At 40.2% G+C, this 20,530-nt stretch carries 16 protein-coding genes; 10 read left to right on the top strand and 6 right to left on the bottom strand.

Annotated features, from left to right (window positions below; all coding sequences use genetic code 11):
• The first annotated feature begins 218 nt into the window (after positions 1-218).
• The 3 genes from FZF08_RS15035 (at position 219) to FZF08_RS15025 (ending at position 4,397) form a co-directional block, all read left to right on the top strand.
• Positions 219-2,816, top strand: coding sequence for a TonB-dependent receptor (locus FZF08_RS15035; protein WP_159470131.1), 2,598 nt, complete (start codon positions 219-221; stop codon positions 2,814-2,816).
• A gap of 211 nt (positions 2,817-3,027) precedes the next feature.
• The gene (locus tag FZF08_RS15030; RefSeq protein WP_159470129.1) at positions 3,028-3,576 is read left to right on the top strand and encodes a DoxX family protein; all 549 of its coding nucleotides are present in this window, start codon (positions 3,028-3,030) and stop codon (positions 3,574-3,576) included.
• A 407-nt stretch (positions 3,577-3,983) separates the two neighbouring features.
• Positions 3,984-4,397 (top strand): VOC family protein, encoded by a 414-nt coding sequence (locus tag FZF08_RS15025; RefSeq protein WP_159470127.1) that lies wholly within the window; start codon positions 3,984-3,986, stop codon positions 4,395-4,397.
• 24 nt (positions 4,398-4,421) lie between these two features.
• Here FZF08_RS15025 and FZF08_RS15020 read toward each other — a convergent pair whose 3' ends face one another.
• The 4 genes from FZF08_RS15020 to FZF08_RS15005 form a co-directional block, all read right to left on the bottom strand.
• A complete protein-coding gene (locus FZF08_RS15020; protein ID WP_159470125.1) occupies positions 4,422-5,618 on the bottom strand; it encodes an efflux RND transporter periplasmic adaptor subunit in 1,197 nt (398 codons plus the stop codon).
• Positions 5,619-5,678: 60 nt separating this feature from the next.
• Complete coding sequence (locus FZF08_RS15015; protein WP_159470123.1) at positions 5,679-10,013, bottom strand: CusA/CzcA family heavy metal efflux RND transporter; 4,335 nt, start codon at positions 10,011-10,013, stop codon at positions 5,679-5,681.
• A 229-nt stretch (positions 10,014-10,242) separates the two neighbouring features.
• Positions 10,243-10,653 carry a hypothetical protein gene (locus tag FZF08_RS15010; protein ID WP_159470121.1) on the bottom strand — a complete coding sequence of 137 codons (411 nt, stop codon included), beginning with the start codon at positions 10,651-10,653 and terminating at the stop codon, positions 10,243-10,245.
• Positions 10,654-10,811: 158 nt separating this feature from the next.
• Positions 10,812-11,477 carry an NAD(P)-dependent oxidoreductase gene (locus FZF08_RS15005; protein WP_159470119.1) on the bottom strand — a complete coding sequence of 222 codons (666 nt, stop codon included), beginning with the start codon at positions 11,475-11,477 and terminating at the stop codon, positions 10,812-10,814.
• A gap of 695 nt (positions 11,478-12,172) precedes the next feature.
• Between FZF08_RS15005 and FZF08_RS15000 the strand changes: the two genes are divergently transcribed.
• The 7 genes from FZF08_RS15000 (at position 12,173) to FZF08_RS14970 (ending at position 17,318) form a co-directional block, all read left to right on the top strand.
• On the top strand, positions 12,173-12,688 hold the full coding sequence (locus tag FZF08_RS15000; protein ID WP_159470117.1) for a hypothetical protein: 516 nt from the start codon (positions 12,173-12,175) through the stop codon (positions 12,686-12,688).
• Between the two features lie 107 nt (positions 12,689-12,795).
• Complete coding sequence (locus tag FZF08_RS14995; RefSeq protein WP_159470115.1) at positions 12,796-13,374, top strand: Crp/Fnr family transcriptional regulator; 579 nt, start codon at positions 12,796-12,798, stop codon at positions 13,372-13,374.
• A gap of 229 nt (positions 13,375-13,603) precedes the next feature.
• Positions 13,604-14,479, top strand: a complete 876-nt coding sequence (locus FZF08_RS14990; RefSeq protein WP_159470114.1) for a pirin family protein — start codon at positions 13,604-13,606, stop codon at positions 14,477-14,479.
• A gap of 185 nt (positions 14,480-14,664) precedes the next feature.
• Positions 14,665-15,243: a nitroreductase family protein gene (locus FZF08_RS14985; RefSeq protein ID WP_159470112.1), complete on the top strand. Its 579-nt coding sequence runs from the start codon at positions 14,665-14,667 to the stop codon at positions 15,241-15,243.
• A 7-nt stretch (positions 15,244-15,250) separates the two neighbouring features.
• Positions 15,251-15,586 carry a response regulator receiver protein gene (locus tag FZF08_RS14980; protein WP_200837092.1) on the top strand — a complete coding sequence of 112 codons (336 nt, stop codon included), beginning with the start codon at positions 15,251-15,253 and terminating at the stop codon, positions 15,584-15,586.
• 73 nt (positions 15,587-15,659) lie between these two features.
• Positions 15,660-16,595: a ring-cleaving dioxygenase gene (locus FZF08_RS14975; RefSeq protein WP_159470109.1), complete on the top strand. Its 936-nt coding sequence runs from the start codon at positions 15,660-15,662 to the stop codon at positions 16,593-16,595.
• A 102-nt stretch (positions 16,596-16,697) separates the two neighbouring features.
• Positions 16,698-17,318 carry an alpha/beta hydrolase gene (locus FZF08_RS14970; protein ID WP_159470107.1) on the top strand — a complete coding sequence of 207 codons (621 nt, stop codon included), beginning with the start codon at positions 16,698-16,700 and terminating at the stop codon, positions 17,316-17,318.
• Positions 17,319-17,389: 71 nt separating this feature from the next.
• Here the strand turns inward: FZF08_RS14970 and FZF08_RS14965 are convergent, their stop codons facing one another.
• On the bottom strand, positions 17,390-18,283 hold the full coding sequence (locus FZF08_RS14965; RefSeq protein WP_159470105.1) for a hypothetical protein: 894 nt from the start codon (positions 18,281-18,283) through the stop codon (positions 17,390-17,392).
• A gap of 80 nt (positions 18,284-18,363) precedes the next feature.
• A complete protein-coding gene (locus FZF08_RS14960) occupies positions 18,364-20,439 on the bottom strand; it encodes a beta-L-arabinofuranosidase domain-containing protein (RefSeq protein ID WP_229216544.1) in 2,076 nt (691 codons plus the stop codon).
• Between the last annotated feature and the right edge of the window lie 91 nt (positions 20,440-20,530).

The following is a 20,530-nucleotide window of genomic DNA, read 5'->3' as shown; positions in this document are numbered from 1 at the left end:
CTTCCTAAAATTGAAATCACCAGATTAAACTTTTTAACAAAATACAAACCACAGAAAATACAAGAACTTAAATACACTTAACATCCAATTTCGGAATCGAAATTTTTCTAATAAATTCTGTCAGAATAAAAATAGAAGAAATATAATTTCAGGAATTTTTGAAATGTATAAAATTTTATTGCTTTATTTTGCGCCTTTTATTACTAAAATTTCATCATATGACTAAAATTTATTACGCTCTGTTTTTCCTTTTATTGTCACTTTCAGCCTTTGCACAAAAACTGAAAGTAACAGGAAAAGTAACGGACGAAAAGGGGGAACCGCTTATTGGCGCATCGGTTGTTGAAAAAGGGACAAGCAATGGTACCAGTACGGATGGAAACGGGATTTATACATTGGCGGTCGGGTATTCCAAAGCCACATTGATCGTGACTTATGTGGGTTATAATAAAATTGAAAAAGAAATTAACGGCCAGGAAACGCAGAATTTCACATTAGAAGATGCAACGCTTTTAAGTCAGGTTACCGTAGTAGGTTCCAGAAATCTGAATCGTTCTTCCACTGATACGCCTGCTCCTATTGATGTGATTAACATTCAGGAAGTCACGACAAAACAGGGACAGCTGGATGTAAACCAGCTTTTGCAATTTGCGGCACCTTCTTTCAATTCAAACAGACAGACTGGTTCGGATGGTGCGGATCACGTGGATCCGGCTTCATTACGCGGCTTAGGTCCGGATCAGACTTTGGTTCTGATTAACGGAAAACGCCGTCATCAGTCGTCGTTGGTGAATTTGTTTGGCTCACGCGGACGTGGTAATACGGGTACAGACTTGAACGCTATTCCTGCTGCCGCTATTGAAAGAATCGAGATTTTAAGAGATGGCGCGGCCGCACAATATGGCTCGGACGCGATTGCAGGTGTGATCAATATTGTTTTGAAAGAAACTGTTAATCAGCTGACTGCCAATGTAAACGCCGGAATGTACAAAGCCAAATATCGCTATGACAACAAAAACTTCGACGGACAGAATTACAATGTCAATCTAAATTATGGTGTCAAAATCGCAAAAACCGGTTTCTTAAACGTAACGGCGGACTATAATTTCCGAGACCACACCAACCGTGCCAATACAAGCCCGATTGACGAAATCAGCCGCAGACAATATGGAGATCCGCAGATGAAAAATGCTGCGATCTATTACAACGCTAAAATTCCATTAGGCAAAAATATCCAGGTTTACAGTTTTGGTGGACATAATTCCAGAAACGGTGATGCCTATGCCTGGACCCGTTTTGCGGATGATGTGAAAAATATTCCTGCTATTTATCCAAATGGATTTGACCCGATCATCGCCAGTAAAATTACTGATAACGCGGCAACGGTTGGGATCCGTGGCGTTTGGAAACAGTGGGACATTGATTTGAGTAATACGTATGGATTTAACAGATTTCATTTTTCTGTAAAAAATTCATTAAACACATCATTAGGACTTCAATCCCCTACTTCTTTTGACGCTGGTGGTTTTCAGTTGGGCCAAAATGTGACTAACCTGAACTTCACCCGAAACTATAAAAGCATTTTAAGCGGCTTGAATGTCGCTTTCGGAGGAGAATACCGGATGGAGCGTTATAAGATTTTTGAAGGAGAAGAGGCTTCATATAAAACTTACGACCAGAATTTTGCAGGCGGTTCACAGGGTTTTCCAGGATTTAGCCCGGTTGATGTTACAAATCATGGACGCTCTAATGCCGCCGCCTATCTGGATGTTGAGGCTGATATCACCAAAAAACTTTTGGTAGATGTAGCTACACGTTTCGAAAATTACAGTGATTTTGGAAGTACTTTAAACGGGAAACTGGGCGCGCGGTATAAGTTAACGGACGACATCGCCATTCGCGGATCGGTAAGTACCGGTTTCCGGGCACCTTCTCTTGCCCAAAAATATTTCAATTCCACTTTTACCAATTTTGTAAACGGACAGGCCGTTCAGGTTCTTCTGGCGAATAATAACAGCGCTGTTACCAAGGCGCTGGGAATTCCACAACTTAAACAGGAAACATCTGAAAATGCTAGCTTGGGTATTACCTTGACACCAAAAGCTTCTGCTTTGTCGGTTACGGTGGATGGATATTATGTGAAAGTTAAAAATCGTGTGGTTTTAACGGGACAGTTTAGTGATGAAGATGAGGCGATCGGGCCACTTTTAAAATCCTTAAATGTTGGTCAGGCGCAGTTTTTCACTAATGCGCTTTCTTACACAACGACCAAAGGAATTGATGTTATTATTGCGCATTCAACACAATTGGGCAGAGGTCGTTTTAGTACAACACTTGCGTCTAACTTTAACTGGATGAAACTTGGACCAATCAACACAAGCCCAAAATTGGCAGGAAAGGAAGATACTTATTTCAATCAGAGAGAACGCAGTTTCGTGCTCGCATCGGCCCCTCCTTCCAAAATCAACCTGACCCTGGATTACACGATCAGCAAGTTAAGTTTGATGGTACGATTTGTCCGTTTTGGAGAAATAAAACTGACGAACTGGAATTATGGGTCGATCAATTCTGAAACAAATCAGGAATATACAGAGGCGGAATATACGGATGTTTACAAGCCAAAAATCCAGACTGACGTTACGGTTAATTACAAGTTCAGCAAACAGATTTCTTTATCGATTGGTGGAAGTAATATCCTGAATGTTTACCCGAATATGTCCAAACCTTACCTGACAGAATCAGGCGGAGCATGGGATCCGGTTCAAATGGGAAGCAACGGAGCTTTTCTATTTACAAGATTAGGGTTCAGGTTTTAGGACTAAAAACCTGAAAGATTTTTTGTTAAACTCAAATAAATAATGCTGCATCTATCCGAATCACGGCCCGATGCAGCATTATTTATTTTAAGTATTTTGATATCGGAAAACTGATATTCCCAAACCGGGAAATCTAAATCCTTTTATTGCAGAAATCTATTACACCGCTTCGAACGTAGATGGGATATCATCAACGAACGATTGGATACCTATGAAAAACCTGCTAAACTTATTTGACCGCTTCGACAAACTTGACACCAGTATCAACCGATGGCTGGTAAATAATAGCATTTTATTACTCCGAATTTCTATGGGCCTGGTCTTCATAGGTTTCGGTGTTCTTAAATTTTTTACTGGCGTAAGTCCGATTGAATCGCTCGCCACACGCACAACATCAGTATTAACTCTGGGGATTTTCGCCGGGCATCATGCGATGATCTTCGTAGCCTCTTTGGAATGCGTGATCGGATTATGTTTTCTTACAGGAATGTTCCTGCGCGTCGGCGTTTGGTTGCTGGCAGTACAAATGCTTGGAGCGATGTCACCACTACTTATTTATCCTGCCGAATTATTTCCGGGACCTATGCACGCACCGACGTTGGCCGCCCAATACATCATTAAGGATATCATTTTGATCGCTGCGGGTATGGTCATTGCATCGACCTGGACGGGCGCTAAAATTGTTGCCAAGCCGCAAACTATGCGAAGCACACTTGGTAGAAGAGTACCGAATGTTTATAAAAGTTTAAAAATGGTGTAGGCTGATATCATCATTTTCTGGCTTTAACCTTTCCATTTTGTGGGGAGGTTTTTTTGTTTTAACAAAAATTATAAAAAAGCTCTACAACGAACCAAGTATCTTGATTATATCAGAGGTGTGCAAATTTTCGAAAAAACTTTTAATTATGAATAACTAAAAACTCTCCCGGGAGCTTTTTTCGGCCTGGATACTGATTATCATAAACTAAAAATATCCCGCTTACGGCGGAGATTACCTTTTGATGAAAATTTAGTTACTTGCCAGAAAAAGGAGGCTCACTGGAAGCCTTGCCCTTATCATGGCTTTTAATTTATTTATTTGGTCACCCCAATTTATTTGATCACCATACCTAAACAAACATTCGCTTGCTCTGACAACTAAAAAGGCGAATTCAAAACCCAAATTTTATGAATCAGTACATAGCACATATCGCACTTGTGGTGCAGGATTATGACGAAGCCATTCAATTTTATACACAAAAATTAAATTTTGATCTTATTGAAGATACTATCCTAAGTGATACAAAACGCTGGGTTCTGGTTGGCCCCAGAGGCTCCAAAGAATGTCGTCTTTTGCTTGCCAAAGCAAATGATGAGTGCCAGTCTTCAAGAGTTGGTAATCAGACAGGAGGCCGCGTGTTTCTATTTTTATACACCGATAATTTAGAACGTGACTATAAGTTAATGCTCGATAATGGAATAAATTTTGTGCGCGAACCAATCCAGGAACCCTATGGCAAAGTAGCCGTATTTGAAGATCTTTACGGTAATTTATGGGATCTTCTGGAGCCAGCAGCAAACCTATTACCGGAAAATTTATAAAAATAAATTCTTCATTTATGTTTACTATTCCGCCACAGGCTCACTCCTTTTAGCAAATTCCGCATCGATCAGATATGCTCCTTTTACGACCAGTTGTTGTCCGTCAAGATTTTTATCAATAATAATTTCTACCAGATCCTCTTTCGCCCCGGTGCCAATTTGAACCGGAATACGACGGAAATCTTTTGATTTTTCTTTAATATAAATAAAACCGGTCGCACCTTTTCTCACAATCGAAGCGGCCGGAACCATGATGGCAGGACGATTGCCTGTCTGTATTTTGGCATTTATATAAGCGCCGGGAACAAGCTTTGCTTCCTGTACCCTGTCATTGATATGCGCATGAACATTCAATGTTCTAGTCTCTCCTTCCAAAACTTTCCCAACCATGATCACGTGGGCCTGCACAGGCTTAGAGCCGTCATTAAATTGCACCATAACGACCTGATCCTTCTTCATTTTCGACGCATCCTGCTCAAAAACGGTCAGTGAAATATGCATATCCGTTTTGTCCACAACTTCAAAAATCGGTTGTCCTGCTGCCACTTCTTTTCCCAGATTTACATCTGCGGCAGTGATATACCCATTCACAGAAGAAACCACCCTTACAGACGGTGTTATTCCTTTTGTATTCAGCGTTGTAATCGACAGACCCAGAATTTTCAATTTTGCTTCCAGCGATTGCAACAAGGCTTTGGTGGAGCGCTGATTGGCTTGTGCCAGTTCAAAATTCTTTCTTGCACCAACATTTTCCGTACTTAACGTGCGCTGACGTTCCAGTTCTTTTTCCTGATAAATAAGCTGACTTGCATTTTGAAGATAATCCTGTTGTAACTGAATGAATTCAAAACTTTCAAGTGTTGCCAAAAGCTCACCTTTATGAACGGCCTGACCGGGAATTCCTTTCATATAACTAATTTTTCCGCTTACCGGTAAACTTAGCGTAGCCTGGTTTTCAGGAGGAAGTTCAACAATTCCGTTTGCCTTCACTTCATCACTAACCGTTTCATTTTTCACCTGCCCAAGCTGGATTCCGATCGACGAATATTGCTGTTGGGTTAAGGTAATCTGGTCAATTTGAGAAGTATCAACCACTGTTTTCTTTTTATCAACTTCTGCTTCTTCTGTTTTTGTTTCACAGGAAATTCCTGCAAAACAGATAGAAGAAATTAATCCAGTATAAAGAAGTCCTTTACGGGTAATATTTTTTAATGTACTCATTTCAACAAGTGAATAACTGTGGTTTATTTATGGACCAGCAATATTTTATATGATTTCTAATTACTTTTCTTCTCCGGTTATCTCCTCAATTCTTATCAGGTTAAAATCGTAATCCAGCACATTGATCAGATATTCTTCCTGTAATTGATATGCTTGCTGAATAGCCGCAAAAAATTCGAGATATCCGATTTCCCCACCTCTAAAAGTAGACAAGGCTGTCTGCCTGATAAGATCAGCCTGCGGAAGTGCATGCTCTTCATAATATTTCAAGGTTGCTGCAAGATTTCGCTGACGCGTTTCCATTACATCCAGTTCTGTATTGAGCTGTTCTTTCGCAGCGGCGAGCTGTGTTTCGTTTACCTGTTCCTGAATTTTTGCCGATTGAATTTTTGCTTTTTGTGCTTTTGTGAAAATGTGAAAAGACAATCCGGCATGCACAACATTGTAATTGTTAACCTTTGTAATAGACTGATTGATAACACCAACACGCCAGTCGGGCAAAGTATTTCGTTGTTCCAAACGCGTTTGCAACTGGCTGTTTGTGATATTTTGCTGCAATATGTTAAGGAAAGGATTCAGATCCGGATTGAGGTCTGGCGCAGTCAAACGACTTGAAATTTTCTTAAACACAGTCCCGGAATCAATTCGGATACTATCTTTTGTGTGAAGTAAAAGACGAAGTGAGGCATAATGAATTTGCTGCTCCCGCTGAGAACTTCTCATCCGTTGTAAAAGATTCTGATATCTACTTTCGGCGGTAACCTGTTCAAGACGGTTTGTTTCACCTGTTTTGAAACGAACATCGGCTGCCCGTGCCGACTGTCGGTAAAGCTCGCTTTGTTCTGTGAGGAAGTTTAATAATTTCTGATCGTAAACAAGCTGATAATAGGCTCGCCTGACTTCATTACCCAAACGCCATTTGTCCGAGTCTAATTGATACCGTGCACTTTGCACATTCGCTTCTGCAAGTTTTTTCTGCGTTTTGTAAACACTGATTGGTGCAAATGATTGAATGGCCGTGGCCGTATAATCATTATTTCTGGCCTGCGTTTGTCCATATTGAACGTCCACATCCGTTTTTGCAGGATTAAAAGAAGCACCCACCAAAGCCTGCTGCCGATTTATTACCAACTCTCCGGATTTCACTAACAAGTTTTGACTCGTCGCTTCCCGAACCGCCTGATCCATAGAAATAATTCGCTGAGCCTCTGTTGTTTTTGGAATAAAAAACAGACAAACTGCCAGCATTCCTGTTATAATAGCGGGACTGAGTTTTTTCTTTTTTTCAACCCTTTCTTTTACCAAACTGTACAAAACAGGCAGTACTATTAATGTCAGCAAAGTTGCCGTAATCAAACCGCCAATAACCACCGTTGCCAATGGACGCTGCACCTCCGCTCCTGCCGAAGTTGATAATGCCATCGGTAAAAATCCTAACGAAGCCACACCGGCTGTCATAATAACCGGACGAAAACGAGCTTTAACTCCGGCAATAATCCGTTCACGCAGAGAGCCAGTTCCTTCTTTTTCAAGCTGATCAAAATAACTGATCAGTACAATTCCATTTAAAACCGCTACCCCGAAAAGTGCTATAAACCCCACACCTGCCGAAATACTAAAAGGCATATCCCGAACCCACAAAGCCCAGATTCCGCCGATGGCAGAAAGCGGAACAGCTGTGAAAATAATCAGCGCCTCGGTCAATCTTTTGAAGGTAAAATAGAGCAGTACAAAAATCAGAAGAAGTGAAATAGGGACCGCAATTGAAAGTCTCTGACGCGCCTGTTGCAAATTTTCAAATTGTCCACCGTAAGAATAATAGTATCCAGGAGTCAGTACTACTCCTTTTTCAATTTTTGCCCTGATATCATTTACAACACTTTCAACATCACGGTTTAAAACATTTATTCCGATCGTTATTCTACGTTTTGTATTATCACGGGAAATCTGCGCCGGCGCTTCTTCATACGTGATATCAGCAAGTTCGCCTAATGGAACCGAGCCGCCGTTTGGAACCGTAACGTACAAATTCCTGATATCTTTCAGATCTGTGCGATGCAATGTATCCAGACGAATAACGAGATCAAACCGACGCTCACCTTCAAAAACAACACCGGCAGTTTCACCAGCAAAAGAAGTTTTGATAAGTTGATTTATGGACGAAACATCGAGACCATATTGAGCCAGACGATCCCGGTGATAGGATGCTTTAATTTGAGGCAAACCAACAATGGGTTCAACCCGACAACTGGCAACACCCGCGATTGGCTGAATTAATGCAGCACAATCATTGGCATGTTCGAACAGTTTGTTCAGATCATCACCATAAATTTTTACTACCACATCCGAACGGGCTCCGGTAATCATTTCGTTGGAACGCATCTGAATCGGCTGGGTAAATTCTGCCATCACACCCGGTACTTCCCGCTGCAAAACCTTATTCATTTTCTCAGAAAGTTCCTCGCGGCTATGTGCCGAAGTCCATTCCGAACGATCTTTCAGATTGATCATCTGATCCGTCATTTCAACCGGCATTGGATCCGTTGGCACTTCGGATGCACCGATACGGCCTACAATCTGACGGATTTCAGGGAAGTTTTTTAATAGTGCCCGTTCTGCTTTTAGAGATGCCTGAATGGTTTCCGTTAGCGAAGTTCCCGTTGGCATGCGCAAATCAATGGCAATATCACCTTCATCGAGCTGCGGAATAAATTCACCTCCCAAAGCTCCAAAAAGCACGACACTTCCTACCAATAAAGCCAGCGAAGCCCCCACGATTGCTTTGCGGTAAGACAATGCGCCCTGAATTAACGGCTGGTAAAAACGATATAATTTGTTGACCAGACGATCCGAGAAATTCTTTTCATTGTTGATTTTTGAAGAAAGAAATAAGGACGAAGCCATAGGAACATAGGTGAATGAAAGAATCAGAGCACCCAAAATCGCGAAACTTACCGCCAGCGCCATCGGCTGGAACATTTTCCCTTCAATACCCGAAAGTGAGAGAATTGGAAGATAAACAATGAGGATAATGACTTGTCCAAAAACGGCGGACGTAAGAATTTTGGAAGCATTAACCTGAACAGTATCATCCATTTGCCGCTGCGAAAGTTTGTCGCCCGTTTTGAAATGCGTTTGTAAATAATGCATTACACCTTCCACAACAATTACAGAACCATCCACCAAAAGCCCAAAATCAATTGCTCCCAGACTCATTAAATTAGCCGAAACACCAAAAGTATGCATCATCCCAAACGTAAAAAGCATAGAAAGCGGAATCACCGAAGCGACAATCAAACCAGCCCTGAGACTGCCCAGCAATAAAACCAGGACGAAAACAACAATCAATCCACCTTCCAAAAGGTTGTTCCGAACGGTTTTGATCGCTTTGTCAATTAGTTTTGCCCTGTCAATAAAAGATTCGATTCTGACCCCTTCCGGCAAAGATTTCTGTATCCGCGCCATCCGTTCCTTGATTGCTTTTACGGTCCGGTCAGCATCGGCACCTTTTAGCATAAGTACCACAGCACCAACCGCCTCACTTTTTCCGTCACGCGTCATAGCACCATAACGCACCGCGTGGCCAAATTGGACAGTCGCTACATTACTGACTTTTAGGGGAACACCATTGATGCTTTTAATGACAATATTGCCAATATCATCCAAACTTTTTACCGTACCTTCCCCCCGAATAAAGTAAGACTGGCTATCTTTTTCAAGATAACTTCCGCCTGTATTACTATTATTTTTTTCAACCGCTGTAAATACATCGCCAATGGTAACGCCCGCTGCACGAAGCTTTTCCGGATTGATACTAACCTCATACTCTTTAACATAACCTCCAAAACTGCTGACCTCAACGACACCCGGAATTCCGGTCAGTTGTCGTTTTACAATCCAGTCCTGCATGGTACGGAGCTCGGAAAGATCGTAGCGGTTTTCGTAACCAGGTTGCGGGACAAGTGTATATTGATAAATTTCACCAAGTCCGGTCGTGATCGGAGCCAGATAAGGCGAACCAAATTCCTTGGGAATATCCTGAGCGGCGAGAGAAATTTGCTCTCCCACAAGTTGCCTGGCTTTCAGAATATCCATTTTATCATCAAAAACAACGGTTATCACAGACAAGCCCAGTCTTGAAACAGAACGAATTTCCTCCACACCCTGGACGTTGGTAAGGCTGAGTTCGATGGGTGCTGTGATATATTGTTCCACTTCCTGTGCAGCAAGTGCAGGCGTTTGTGTCAAAACGACAACCTGATTGGTGGTAATATCGGGGACGGCATCGATCGGAAGTTTTGAAAGTGCGTAAATCCCCCAACTGATCAGGCCCAAAACCAGGAGGCCCACGATCAATTTGTTCCGTATACTAAAACGGATTATTGAGTCAAACATAAAAAATTGGCATTAATCACTGATTGTGACAATACGGAAATAGCAACGAAAACTGGCTTTAAACGAAGTGATTTTGACAATTTAAGATCTTGAATATTAGTCATATAACTGAATCATATTCTGAGATATCAATTATTTTAACAACTTAATAAAGCTGGTTTCAGTGGCAGTCGTTGACCGTCATTACTCAGTAAAATAAAAAATCAGAAATACAGGAAAGGAAGTTTGATCAGCCGAAGTTTGGCGGATTTAATAGAGAAGAATGGTGCTGAAATGAATAAAGATTATTCCACCAAAACGCATCTTTCTCCTGGAATTCAGTAACCAAAGGTTCCGAAAAGGCAATAAAATGGAAGTGGGTAATCACATAAGAATGAAGCGAATGTCCGCTTAACGAAGGAAGCGTCTCATGCTGGTTTTTTTCCGAATCAGGGGCATTTTGTGCATGTTGAGAGGCCGTTGCATAATGCATTTGCATAAAACCCCAAAACGAAATCTGACCCTGGCTTTCCTGTTTGTGTTTTTCAAAATGTTTCATAAGCTGCGGAAGGCGGCTCAATTCCTCCCAGCACTCCATCGAAGGTAGAAAGCTGCCGAGCAAAATGTGAAAACTTAATAAACAGGCGAAAATACGTATCAAGGTAATGATAAGATTATACTTGTCTTACGAATCTTCAAAGATATATTTTTTTGAACCAAGTCAAGTTCCAGCTCCAATAAATACAACAAGTACTTCTTATATTAAAAAAACGGGATTGTTTTAGTGCCTCAAAACAATCCCGTTTTAACTATTAATGGTTATATGTTATACAAAAATGGAGCTGTCCTTAAATAAGTTTTATCAGAAATCTGAGCTTCCAGAAAAAGAGCGATATCTTTTGTACTAATTTTAGTACCCAAACAATCCTCAGTACTTGTTTCCACAGGAAAACTTTGATCGGTATATTCAATTATTGGTAGTCGTACCAAAGTCCAGTCGACATCACTTTTTGTCAAACAATCATACGCCTTTACCCTATCTTCATGAATGGCCGGAAAAGTGTTTTTCATCCAATTGGTTGCCGCTTTTGTTTGCTCACTTTTTTTGTCAAAAGGGGTATCAATATTGATACCAGCAACCAGAATGTAACGTTTGATTTTGTAATCTTTCATTGCTTTCAGAATATTCTCAGTGGCCATGCTGGCCACCATTGGCTCACCGGGCCTCTGCCCAATAGTACTTATTATAACCTGACAATCAGCAAGTAGTACACGAATATCTTCAAAATTCACGGCATCACCTATGACTATTTCAACAAGAGGATTGGCAAAATATAATAGAAACTGCTCAGAAGTATCTTCGGAATTGGGAAGATTCCTTAAAAGGATTTTTAAGCTATATCCTTTTTCAATTAGGTGATCTACAAGATATTTCCCTGTTTTCCCACCGCCGCCAAGAACGGCTATTTTTATGTTTTGATTCATTTCTCTTTTAGTAAAATATTTAACACAAAACTTTTTCCGTGATTTTCGGATTGAAAAACACTGGATTTGAAGAAGTCTATTGACTAACTTCTATTGGTTTCGATATTTTACAAAGACATTAGAATGAGACAAAAGTAATGATTTTATCACGTAAAAAGGTTATGATGATAGGTAATTTGTTGCCACGTTATTGACGTCCATTATTACGGTGCTCTGCACCTTCGTTCCTGGTTATTTTACATTAATTTCTACAAATATTTCGGTGCTCTGCACCGCTGTAAATGCCGTAGGCATGACCGACATTGTAGCCATGGGTTTCAACCCATGGACGTTTAGCCAACAAATTTTCACATAAAAATGCCGCAGGCATGACCGACATGGTAGCCGTGGGTTTTAACCCACGGAAAACCGATCCCACAGATCACCAAACACACGAAACCCACCCAATCGATCCCCAAAATATTAATCGATCCAAAAATTAAATTATGATTAGCTTTTCACATTTAGTCACACATTACGAAGAAAACCGGAACCCAAAGCCCACGATTCGAGGTTAGCCATTCAACTTGTTTATTTGTATTAATAATTCCAAAAAAATATCAGAGTTGCACAGTACTAAATAGCCAGTTACTTTTGAATCGTAAACCGAAAAAAAACAAGTAGGAAGAAATTATTTAGGAAAAAATATATTGATTATGAGTCGCTATTTAAAAGGTTTTGAAAGTAATGCCACAAATGTCGAACTTATTGAAGTGTTGGACCAGGCAGTTGGAATTTTATATAATAAAAGTGCGGGAGCTGAATCGAACGGTAAAATTTCGGATGGTCCTGTTGGTTACGAATTATATGAAATGCCGGATGGCGTTGTTACCAAAACATTTGAAATTTTAACCTGTAAAGCAGCAGTTGGTAATCCGGCGGAAGATCTTGCTGAAAAATTGTATGATTCATTTTACGCGTGGTTGGTTGAAAAGCAGGATGGAGAAGCGTTAATAGAGGATTTTGAAGGACCCAAAGACAAAATTCCTGTCTCCTATATCGTCACCAACGAACCTTACTTCGTAGAACCGTTTAAAAATTTAGGTGTCAATTTTGATTTAAAAGCAGATGTACATCAAAGAACTTCGGAATTGTTTGGAGAAAAATTTGCGAAGGAAATTGTCTGGACCTATACTTTTGAGGTAAGAATTTGTTCACCAGGGAAGAATTGATCAAGGCTTTGATATAATTTATTTTTTGATGAAAATCTAATTGGCTAAGCCAGTTTTATAACATGGTTTAGCCAATTAGAAAACCACATAAAGCCATCTAATCTCCAATGTTCGACCGTATTAATACGTACATCATTAATCATGCAAACCTGACGGCGGAAGAATTATCATATTTCAATTCAATCCTCCAATTTAAAACCTTCCCAAAAAAGACGATTTTGTTGCATGAGGGAGAAATTTGCAATTTCGAAGCATTCATCAACAAAGGTTGCATCCGGATGTATTATATTGATGAAAACGGATTTGAGGTGACTTTACAATTTGCCATTGAAGATTGGTGGGTAAGTGATATCGCAAGTTTTCACGATCAGAAACCCAGCAATATGTTCATAGAAACCCTGGAAACATGTGAACTTCTGATACTTTCACCACAAACAAAAGAATCATTGCTTTCTCATGTTCCTCAGCTGGAAAGAATGTTCCGGATTCTGGTCCAGAGAAATCTTTCCAGTTTACAAGGGCGACTATTTAAAACCATTGCTACCAGCGCGAAAGACAAATACCTGGATTTCATCAAACGTTATCCAACAATCCCACAGCGCGTTCCACAACATTATATCGCCTCCTATCTGGGCATTTCTGCCGAATTTCTGAGCAAAGTCAGAACCAAAATTGCCAAAAAATAAATTTCATTTTCCCCAATTTTCTTGTCCCAGTTCAATGTTTCCTGATTCCGGGAGCCGTTCCTTTGTATTGTTAATTTATTAAAACAAGCACGATGAACGGACTGGCATAAAACAACAATTTAATCAAATCAGAAATATTTCAGATTTTGATTTTCTTGTCCTAGTTCAATGCAGGTTGCTCAGAGAATAGCGAAATTTGTATCATTAAATCGGTAAACGACTATCAATCATGGAAAGAAAAGATTTTATCCGCAAAGGCCTGATGGGAACAGGAATGTTTGTCGCTTCGGCCTCTGTTGGAAATATTATCAAAAACGATATTGACGAATTGAAAGAACTGGAAGTGATTGGTTTTAATCATTTGCCAAATACAGAATCGAAAGTGAAAGCCAATACAGTATTACACAAAGCAGACACCCGTGGACATGCAAACCATGGCTGGCTTGACAGTCACCACAGTTTCAGTTTTGCGAATTATTACAATCCTGACCGTATGCATTTTGGCGTGTTACGCGTTTTGAATGACGACCGTGTCGATGGCGGAAAAGGTTTTGGAAGACATCCGCATGATAACATGGAAATTATTTCAATTCCGCTGGAAGGCGATTTGGAACATAAAGACAGTATGGATAATGTGGCCGTCATCAAACATGGCGACATCCAGGCTATGAGTGCAGGAACCGGAATTTTTCATAGCGAATACAACAAAAATGAAGATCAGGACGCCCGATTTTTACAAATTTGGTTGTTCCCGAAATCAAAAAACATCACGCCAAGATATGATCAGTTAACGCTGAATGTTGAGGACAGACATAACAATTTGCAGCAGGTTTTATCACCAAACGCAGATGATGCAGGTGTCTCGATCAATCAGGATGCTTGGTTTCACATGGGGAAATTTGATAAAGATTTTACCACGGAATATAAATTAAAAAATCCTGCAAATGGCGTTTATGCATTTGTATTAAAAGGTGATATCACCATCGAAGACAACGACCTGAACCAACGCGACGGACTTGGAATTTGGGATGCCAGCAGCATTTCAATCAAAGCAAATTCCCAGGATGCCGAAGTGCTCTTGATGGAAGTACCAATGTCGGTTTAGTGATTGGCTATTAGCGTTTGGCTATTAGCTTGATGGCCTGATCAAGGATCTGGATATTTCTTAAAGATCCAAGTTTGCCAAACGCTAACTTCTGACAACCAACACTATAAAAATAATTAAATCCAGCCCAAAAGCCGGAAGTACCAAACTAACCGCTAACGCCTAACAGCTAATAGCCAAAAACAATGAGTCATATTAAAATTGCAAACACGGAGCACAATGTGCTTGATTTGATAAAAAACAGATGGAGCCCGCGCTCTTTTTCGGACAAAGTAATTCCAGAGAACGATTTACATACAATTCTGGAAGCTGCGGGATGGGCTGCAAGTGCGAATAACGAACAGCCGTGGCAGTACTATTACGCATCTAAAGGTAATGATGGATTTGTACAAATCGCAGAAAGTTTATTTGGGGGAAACAAACCTTGGGCTCAAAACTCTGATGTTCTGATTGTGGCAGTCGCAAGGAAAACATTTGAAGCAAACCAAACTGAAAACGGAGCTGCGATGCATGATTTAGGAATGGCCAATGCACATTTGCTTTTACAGGCTTCGGCGTTGAACATTTACGGTCACATGATGGGCGGTTTTGATCGGACAAAAATTTCAGAAACGCTGGGTTTAACTGAAAATCAGTTGCCTGTTGCTATCATCGCCCTTGGATACCTGGACGATGCCGAAAAACTGGAAGAACCATTTAAAAGCAGAGAGCTTGCGGCGCGTGTTCGTAAACCTTTAAACGAATTTGTTTTCTCAAAAAACTGATAAGATCATGGAAACTGTGAAAGTAAACATTCTGGCTATTGGCAGACATGAGGAAATTCTTGAAACTGTTTTGCGAATCATTAATAAAAGTGAAAACTGGATAGCCCAGGGCGCATTAACGGATGAAAAAGCAATTGCATTATTTGAAGAACAAAAATTTGATATTGTCCTTTTATCCGGTGGTATCAAAGAGGAATGCGAAGCTGAGCTACGTGCTACTTTCACGCAAAAGGATCCTGAAATTATTATCATTCAGCATTACGGTGGTGGAAGTGGATTATTGAGTAATGAAATTATTTATGCACTTTCAAAACGTACTATTTCACCAAATTTAAATTCCTGATTTTTCTTGTCCTGGTTCAATGTCCAGGGCTTCCAATCTTCCGAAATTTGTATAACCAAAAACAAAAACAATCATGGAAAATCAAATCTTAGGTCTGCATCATATCACTGCCATAGCAGGAAACGCAAAACGTAATCACGACTTTTATACCAAAGTTCTTGGCCTGAGGTTAGTGAAAAAAACCGTCAACTTTGATGATCCCGGTACTTACCACTTTTATTATGGTGACGAAGTTGGATCAGCTGGAACAATTCTGACATTTTTCCCTTGGGAAGGAACAGCGCAGGGCCGTACCGGAACTGGCATGGCGACCGATATCGGATATTCTGTACCAAAAGGAAGTCTGGACTTTTGGGCTGATCGTTTTACAGAATTTAAAGTAAAACAAGGAAGTAAAGACGAGAAATTCGGCGAATTGTACCTTCCGTTCCAGGATCCTGACGGATTAAAAATTAACCTGATTGAATCAAAAACTGAAGATACAAGGAAACCATGGGAAACTGCTGATGTAAAAGCTGACGTTGCTACCAAAGGATTTCATAGTATCGTTTTGACACTAAAAAATATAAAACCGACCGCTGAAATTTTGACCGATATTTTCGGATATAAATTACTTGAACAGGAAGGAAACCGTTACCGGTTTATAACCGATGCTGTTGAGAATGCAGCGATTGTGGACCTGATAGAATCACCAAATGAAGAGCGCGGATATAATGCCGGTGGAACCAATCACCACGTTGCCTTCCGTGTAAAAAATGATCAGGTTTTGATGGAATTCCGCGATAAAATCGCTAGCAAGGGCTTGAATATTACGCCTAAAATAGACCGTGACTATTTCTTCTCTCTTTATTTCAGAGAACCAGGCGGGGTTCTATTTGAACTTGCATCTGAAAACCCTGGCTTTGCCATTGATGAAACCGTTGAGAATTTAGGAAGCGGTTTAAAATTACCAAAACAGTACGAAAGTTCACGTGCTGAAATTGAAAAAATATTGCCAAAACTGGTTTAAATAGTCAGGGAAATGGATAAGAGATGGATTCGTTTAAATCTTATCCTTTTCCCATCCTGAATAAGCGATATTTTCTAAAATCAATTTAGATCCAAAATTATCATGCATACCAAAAAAGTAATAACAGCCGGAAAAGCCATTGATGAAACGGACAAAGTTTTGATCATGATTCATGGCCGGGGCGGAAGCGCACAGGATATTCTATCGCTGGCTGCACATCTGAATACTAATGATTATGCGCTTCTTGCTCCCCAGGCCACCAATAATACCTGGTATCCAACTTCGTTTCTGGCGGCACCATCACTTAACGAGCCCTGGCTTTCCTCTGCTGTTGACGTGATCGGTGAAATTGTAGCAGATATTGTTGCCAAGGGAATTTTGAAAGAGAATATTTTCTTTTTAGGATTTTCACAGGGAGCTTGCCTGACGCTTGAATACGTGACCCGAAATGCCACAAAATATGGCGGCGTTGCAGCTTTTACAGGCGGGTTAATCGGTGACAGAATTTATGCTGAAAACTATTCGGGAGATTTTGCCGGAACGCCCATTTTCATAGGAACCAGCAATCCGGATCCTCATGTTCCGGTTTCAAGAGTTCAGGAAAGCACAGCAGTTCTTGAATCGATGCATGCTGAGGTTTTTGAAAAAATATATCCAAATATGGGCCATACCATCAGTCACGATGAAATTGAAAAGGCTAATACATTGATTTTCAAAAATTAACATTTTAAATAATATTTCCAACGATCACTACTTAGAGATAGTGATCGTTTTTTTTTGAACTAATAAAACCATTATTCGAGTTCGTGTTTGCTGCCTTCATCGTGGCCTACAAAAAGCATATAACGAAGTGAAATTCCAAATGCCAATCCGCTTCCATCGGCTTTTATGGTGGCAGTTTGAGTTTGGACCTTATTTACGTAATAGTCAAGATCTGTCGATAACGAATTTCCCAATCCCCAGCGCTTTCTAGCATAAAAACTGAGATCAAAAGCCTTGGCAACTTTGATCACGTATTCCGCCGTGGCGTCTGCAAAACCGGTTATTTTTGTGTTTGTCCGGGTATCACTGCTCAAATATAAAGTATCGTTAGTTAATCTGGTTCGTCTAATGTAACCTTCAAACTCCAAAAAATCTTTTTGTTTTCCGGAATTAGGAACAATACCGAAGCCTGCACCAATCCAGAATGCCGACCGACGTACAGATGAATTTGACTTACCAAACAAAATCCTTCGTTTTGCCCGGAAAGCAATATTGTTTTTGTCATTATTCATTTTGTATTCTAATGGATTATACCCGTTTATAATAAGCGTATTATGAATCGGTGACCGGGCATATTCCAGTTCCAGACCCCATTTCTCCTGGTTCACCCAGCCTATGGACGCACTATACCCGGAGCGGCTGGCAGATTTTGTATCAACCAATCCCTGAAATGTGTTGCTTAATGTACTTTTATCAGTTCCAATAAATCCATCAAAGCCGATATACCAGCGGTTTCGGATTTTTACTGTTGCATATTTGGCAAAAATAGCTTTCTCTCTGTTTGTCTTAAAGGTATTGACATTAGGAGTTACCGGATCGTAAAATGGTTTTACTGGCGTTGTTACCGGATTATAATAATCTTCATTTTGTGCTAAAACAGGGTTTGCACAAAATATAAAAATAAGAAGGGTATAGATTGACTTCATAAAAAAACGGGTTCTGACTTCATTTAGCTTTACGCTAAGTAAGTCAGAACCGTTGCAGGGTGCAAAATTATCATATTAAGTTATTTAACAACAGGAAATGCTACAATTCTAACTTTGGTAAATCCATAAGGAACCAGTGTAATCTTCGCGGTTTTTTCATCAACCTCCCCACGGTAAATCCCGGTTCTGTCCGTTACCGGCTGTCTGGCCAAACCATCTACGACTTTCCAATTTGGAATTTTCTTTCCGGAAGCGGTGATTTCAATCGGCGCGTGTGCCAGGTTCCAGACAAATTTTTCAGATATTGGTTTTACCACCACCGTCAGATTACTCTTTGGATCTTTTACAATGCTTTCCAAAAGTCCATAATTCCAATCCGATTTTGGATAAACACTGAAATAATCGCCTTCATTTTTCTCATTTCCTTTTTCCCATTTTTCTTCCAGTTTAAGCGCATAAACCAAAGGGCCGCGTTCAATTGTCCTTGAATTTTTACCCCAGTTTGAAGTTGTCATTTCCATTGGAAATTCCAATGTCAGCTTATCATTATTTTTCCAGATACGATTTAAAGTGATTACCTGCCCTCCTTTTTCTTTCTTTAATTCTTTACCGTTTAATGTCAAAACAGCTTCTTTACACCAGGTTGGAATTCTCAATTGTAACGGAAAAGCGACATCCTTTTTCGTCGTAAATTCAAAATTTATATTGTCGTCAAAAGGGAAATTTGTAATTTCTTTAATACTGATCTCCGTATTTGTTTTACCAACTTTCGCTGTAATTTCATTTGGACTATATTCCAAAGCGGCCAATCCGTTTTCAGGAGTGCCATACCAAAGATGGCTTGCAAACTTAGTCCACCCCTGATGCATATTGGCGAGGCAGCAAGTATAGCCACTTTTCATTCCAAGTACATTATTCATTTCTCGCTCAAAAGGCAGAGAAAAGTCAAAAACACCGCGGCTGATCTGAACCTGATTCGCTACCTGAAAATATTGTTTGGCGTTAAAATCGTCCGTCGTTTGCGCCGGTAATGCGTTAAAAGTCATCCTTTCCAAGGCATCCATATAGTGGATATCACCAGTTATTCCGATTATTTCTTCCAACGAAAACATTGCTTCCGTTATCGCACAAAGCTCAACACCTTGCGTTGGCGCATTTCCATGAATATCTTCATCACCGGAAAAAACACCCATTGGCAAACCATGAAGTGTCATTAAATCGGTAAAACCGGTTTTGAGCTGCGTTAGATATTTTGGATTTTTTGTTCGCTGATAATTTATAGAAGGTGATTTCAAACCCATCGCTACGTTCACTGCATGACGTCGCATCCAGTATTCATCATTTTGCTGGGTTGCAGCATTGATCGCCCAGGTTCTTCCACCAAACCATTCGCTCCATTGATAAGATTGGGATTCGATCAGACTGGCAAGTTCGAGTAAAGATTTGTCGTGATTGAGACTGTACAGCCATTGGGCTATCATAATATTCTCCGCACCTCTGGATTCCGCCCACTCCGACCATTTATTAATTGGACAGGTTTTTAGCGATTGAAGCTGATATCTAAAAAACCGTGTCATAAAAGGAATCACACGCGGATCGTTTGATGCCATGTAATATTGACGAATCACTTTCAGCATCACCATTTTTGGCCACCAATCTTCTCCTGCCGAGCAATTTGCAGGTGTTATCACAATTTTATTTTCTCGTTCATCTTTTGTGATCGGGCCAAAATAACCGGATGGACGCTGATGGTCAATCGTCCAGTTGATGTATTGTAAAACCTTTTCCTTTAAAATCTTATCATCCAAAAGATAGGACAACGGTACGGCACCGTCGAGCCAGTAAGGCGTTTCTTCCCAGCCATCTCCTTTCCCCCCAAGCCAGCCATTGTCATTTTTCACTTTGCCATACACCTCATCCAGATGCCCGGTTGTACCATCACGCATGATTTCCAGTTGATCAAGGAGCCAACCTTTTGGTTTTATGGTATTTAAAGGAAGCTGATGGTAAGGCTGTGATTCTAAAAAAGAAGAGGGAGACTGAACTTTCTGAGCATTAACTTCCAAAAAAGTGACACACAGAGAAGTAATTAAAAAAGAAAATTTACCAACTTTTTGAGCTGTAAGAGCTGAAAACATTTTTTTTGACTTTTCCATATTTGTCCAAATCCGGATATTTCAATTTGACTAAACCGGGTTTAAAACAAAGTATGAAAGTGCCGTTTTTTACTAAGCAGATTTCGAAAGT

The organism is Dyadobacter sp. 3J3 (assembly GCF_009801115.1).
Classification (GTDB): domain Bacteria; phylum Bacteroidota; class Bacteroidia; order Cytophagales; family Spirosomataceae; genus Dyadobacter.
The sequence above is the reverse complement of the archived record's forward strand: the minus strand, read 5'-3'. Positions and strand labels throughout refer to the sequence as shown.

Coding starts and splice junctions, on each gene's coding strand:
- FZF08_RS15035 (WP_159470131.1), top strand. CDS start 219: ATGACTAAAATTTATTACGCTCTGTTTTTCCTTTTATTGTCACTTTCA.
- FZF08_RS15030 (WP_159470129.1), top strand. CDS start 3,028: ATGAAAAACCTGCTAAACTTATTTGACCGCTTCGACAAACTTGACACC.
- FZF08_RS15025 (WP_159470127.1), top strand. CDS start 3,984: ATGAATCAGTACATAGCACATATCGCACTTGTGGTGCAGGATTATGAC.
- FZF08_RS15020 (WP_159470125.1), bottom strand. CDS start 5,618: ATGAGTACATTAAAAAATATTACCCGTAAAGGACTTCTTTATACTGGA.
- FZF08_RS15015 (WP_159470123.1), bottom strand. CDS start 10,013: ATGTTTGACTCAATAATCCGTTTTAGTATACGGAACAAATTGATCGTG.
- FZF08_RS15005 (WP_159470119.1), bottom strand. CDS start 11,477: ATGAATCAAAACATAAAAATAGCCGTTCTTGGCGGCGGTGGGAAAACA.
- FZF08_RS15000 (WP_159470117.1), top strand. CDS start 12,173: ATGAGTCGCTATTTAAAAGGTTTTGAAAGTAATGCCACAAATGTCGAA.
- FZF08_RS14995 (WP_159470115.1), top strand. CDS start 12,796: ATGTTCGACCGTATTAATACGTACATCATTAATCATGCAAACCTGACG.
- FZF08_RS14990 (WP_159470114.1), top strand. CDS start 13,604: ATGGAAAGAAAAGATTTTATCCGCAAAGGCCTGATGGGAACAGGAATG.
- FZF08_RS14985 (WP_159470112.1), top strand. CDS start 14,665: ATGAGTCATATTAAAATTGCAAACACGGAGCACAATGTGCTTGATTTG.
- FZF08_RS14980 (WP_200837092.1), top strand. CDS start 15,251: ATGGAAACTGTGAAAGTAAACATTCTGGCTATTGGCAGACATGAGGAA.
- FZF08_RS14975 (WP_159470109.1), top strand. CDS start 15,660: ATGGAAAATCAAATCTTAGGTCTGCATCATATCACTGCCATAGCAGGA.
- FZF08_RS14970 (WP_159470107.1), top strand. CDS start 16,698: ATGCATACCAAAAAAGTAATAACAGCCGGAAAAGCCATTGATGAAACG.
- FZF08_RS14965 (WP_159470105.1), bottom strand. CDS start 18,283: ATGAAGTCAATCTATACCCTTCTTATTTTTATATTTTGTGCAAACCCT.
- FZF08_RS14960 (WP_229216544.1), bottom strand. CDS start 20,439: ATGGAAAAGTCAAAAAAAATGTTTTCAGCTCTTACAGCTCAAAAAGTT.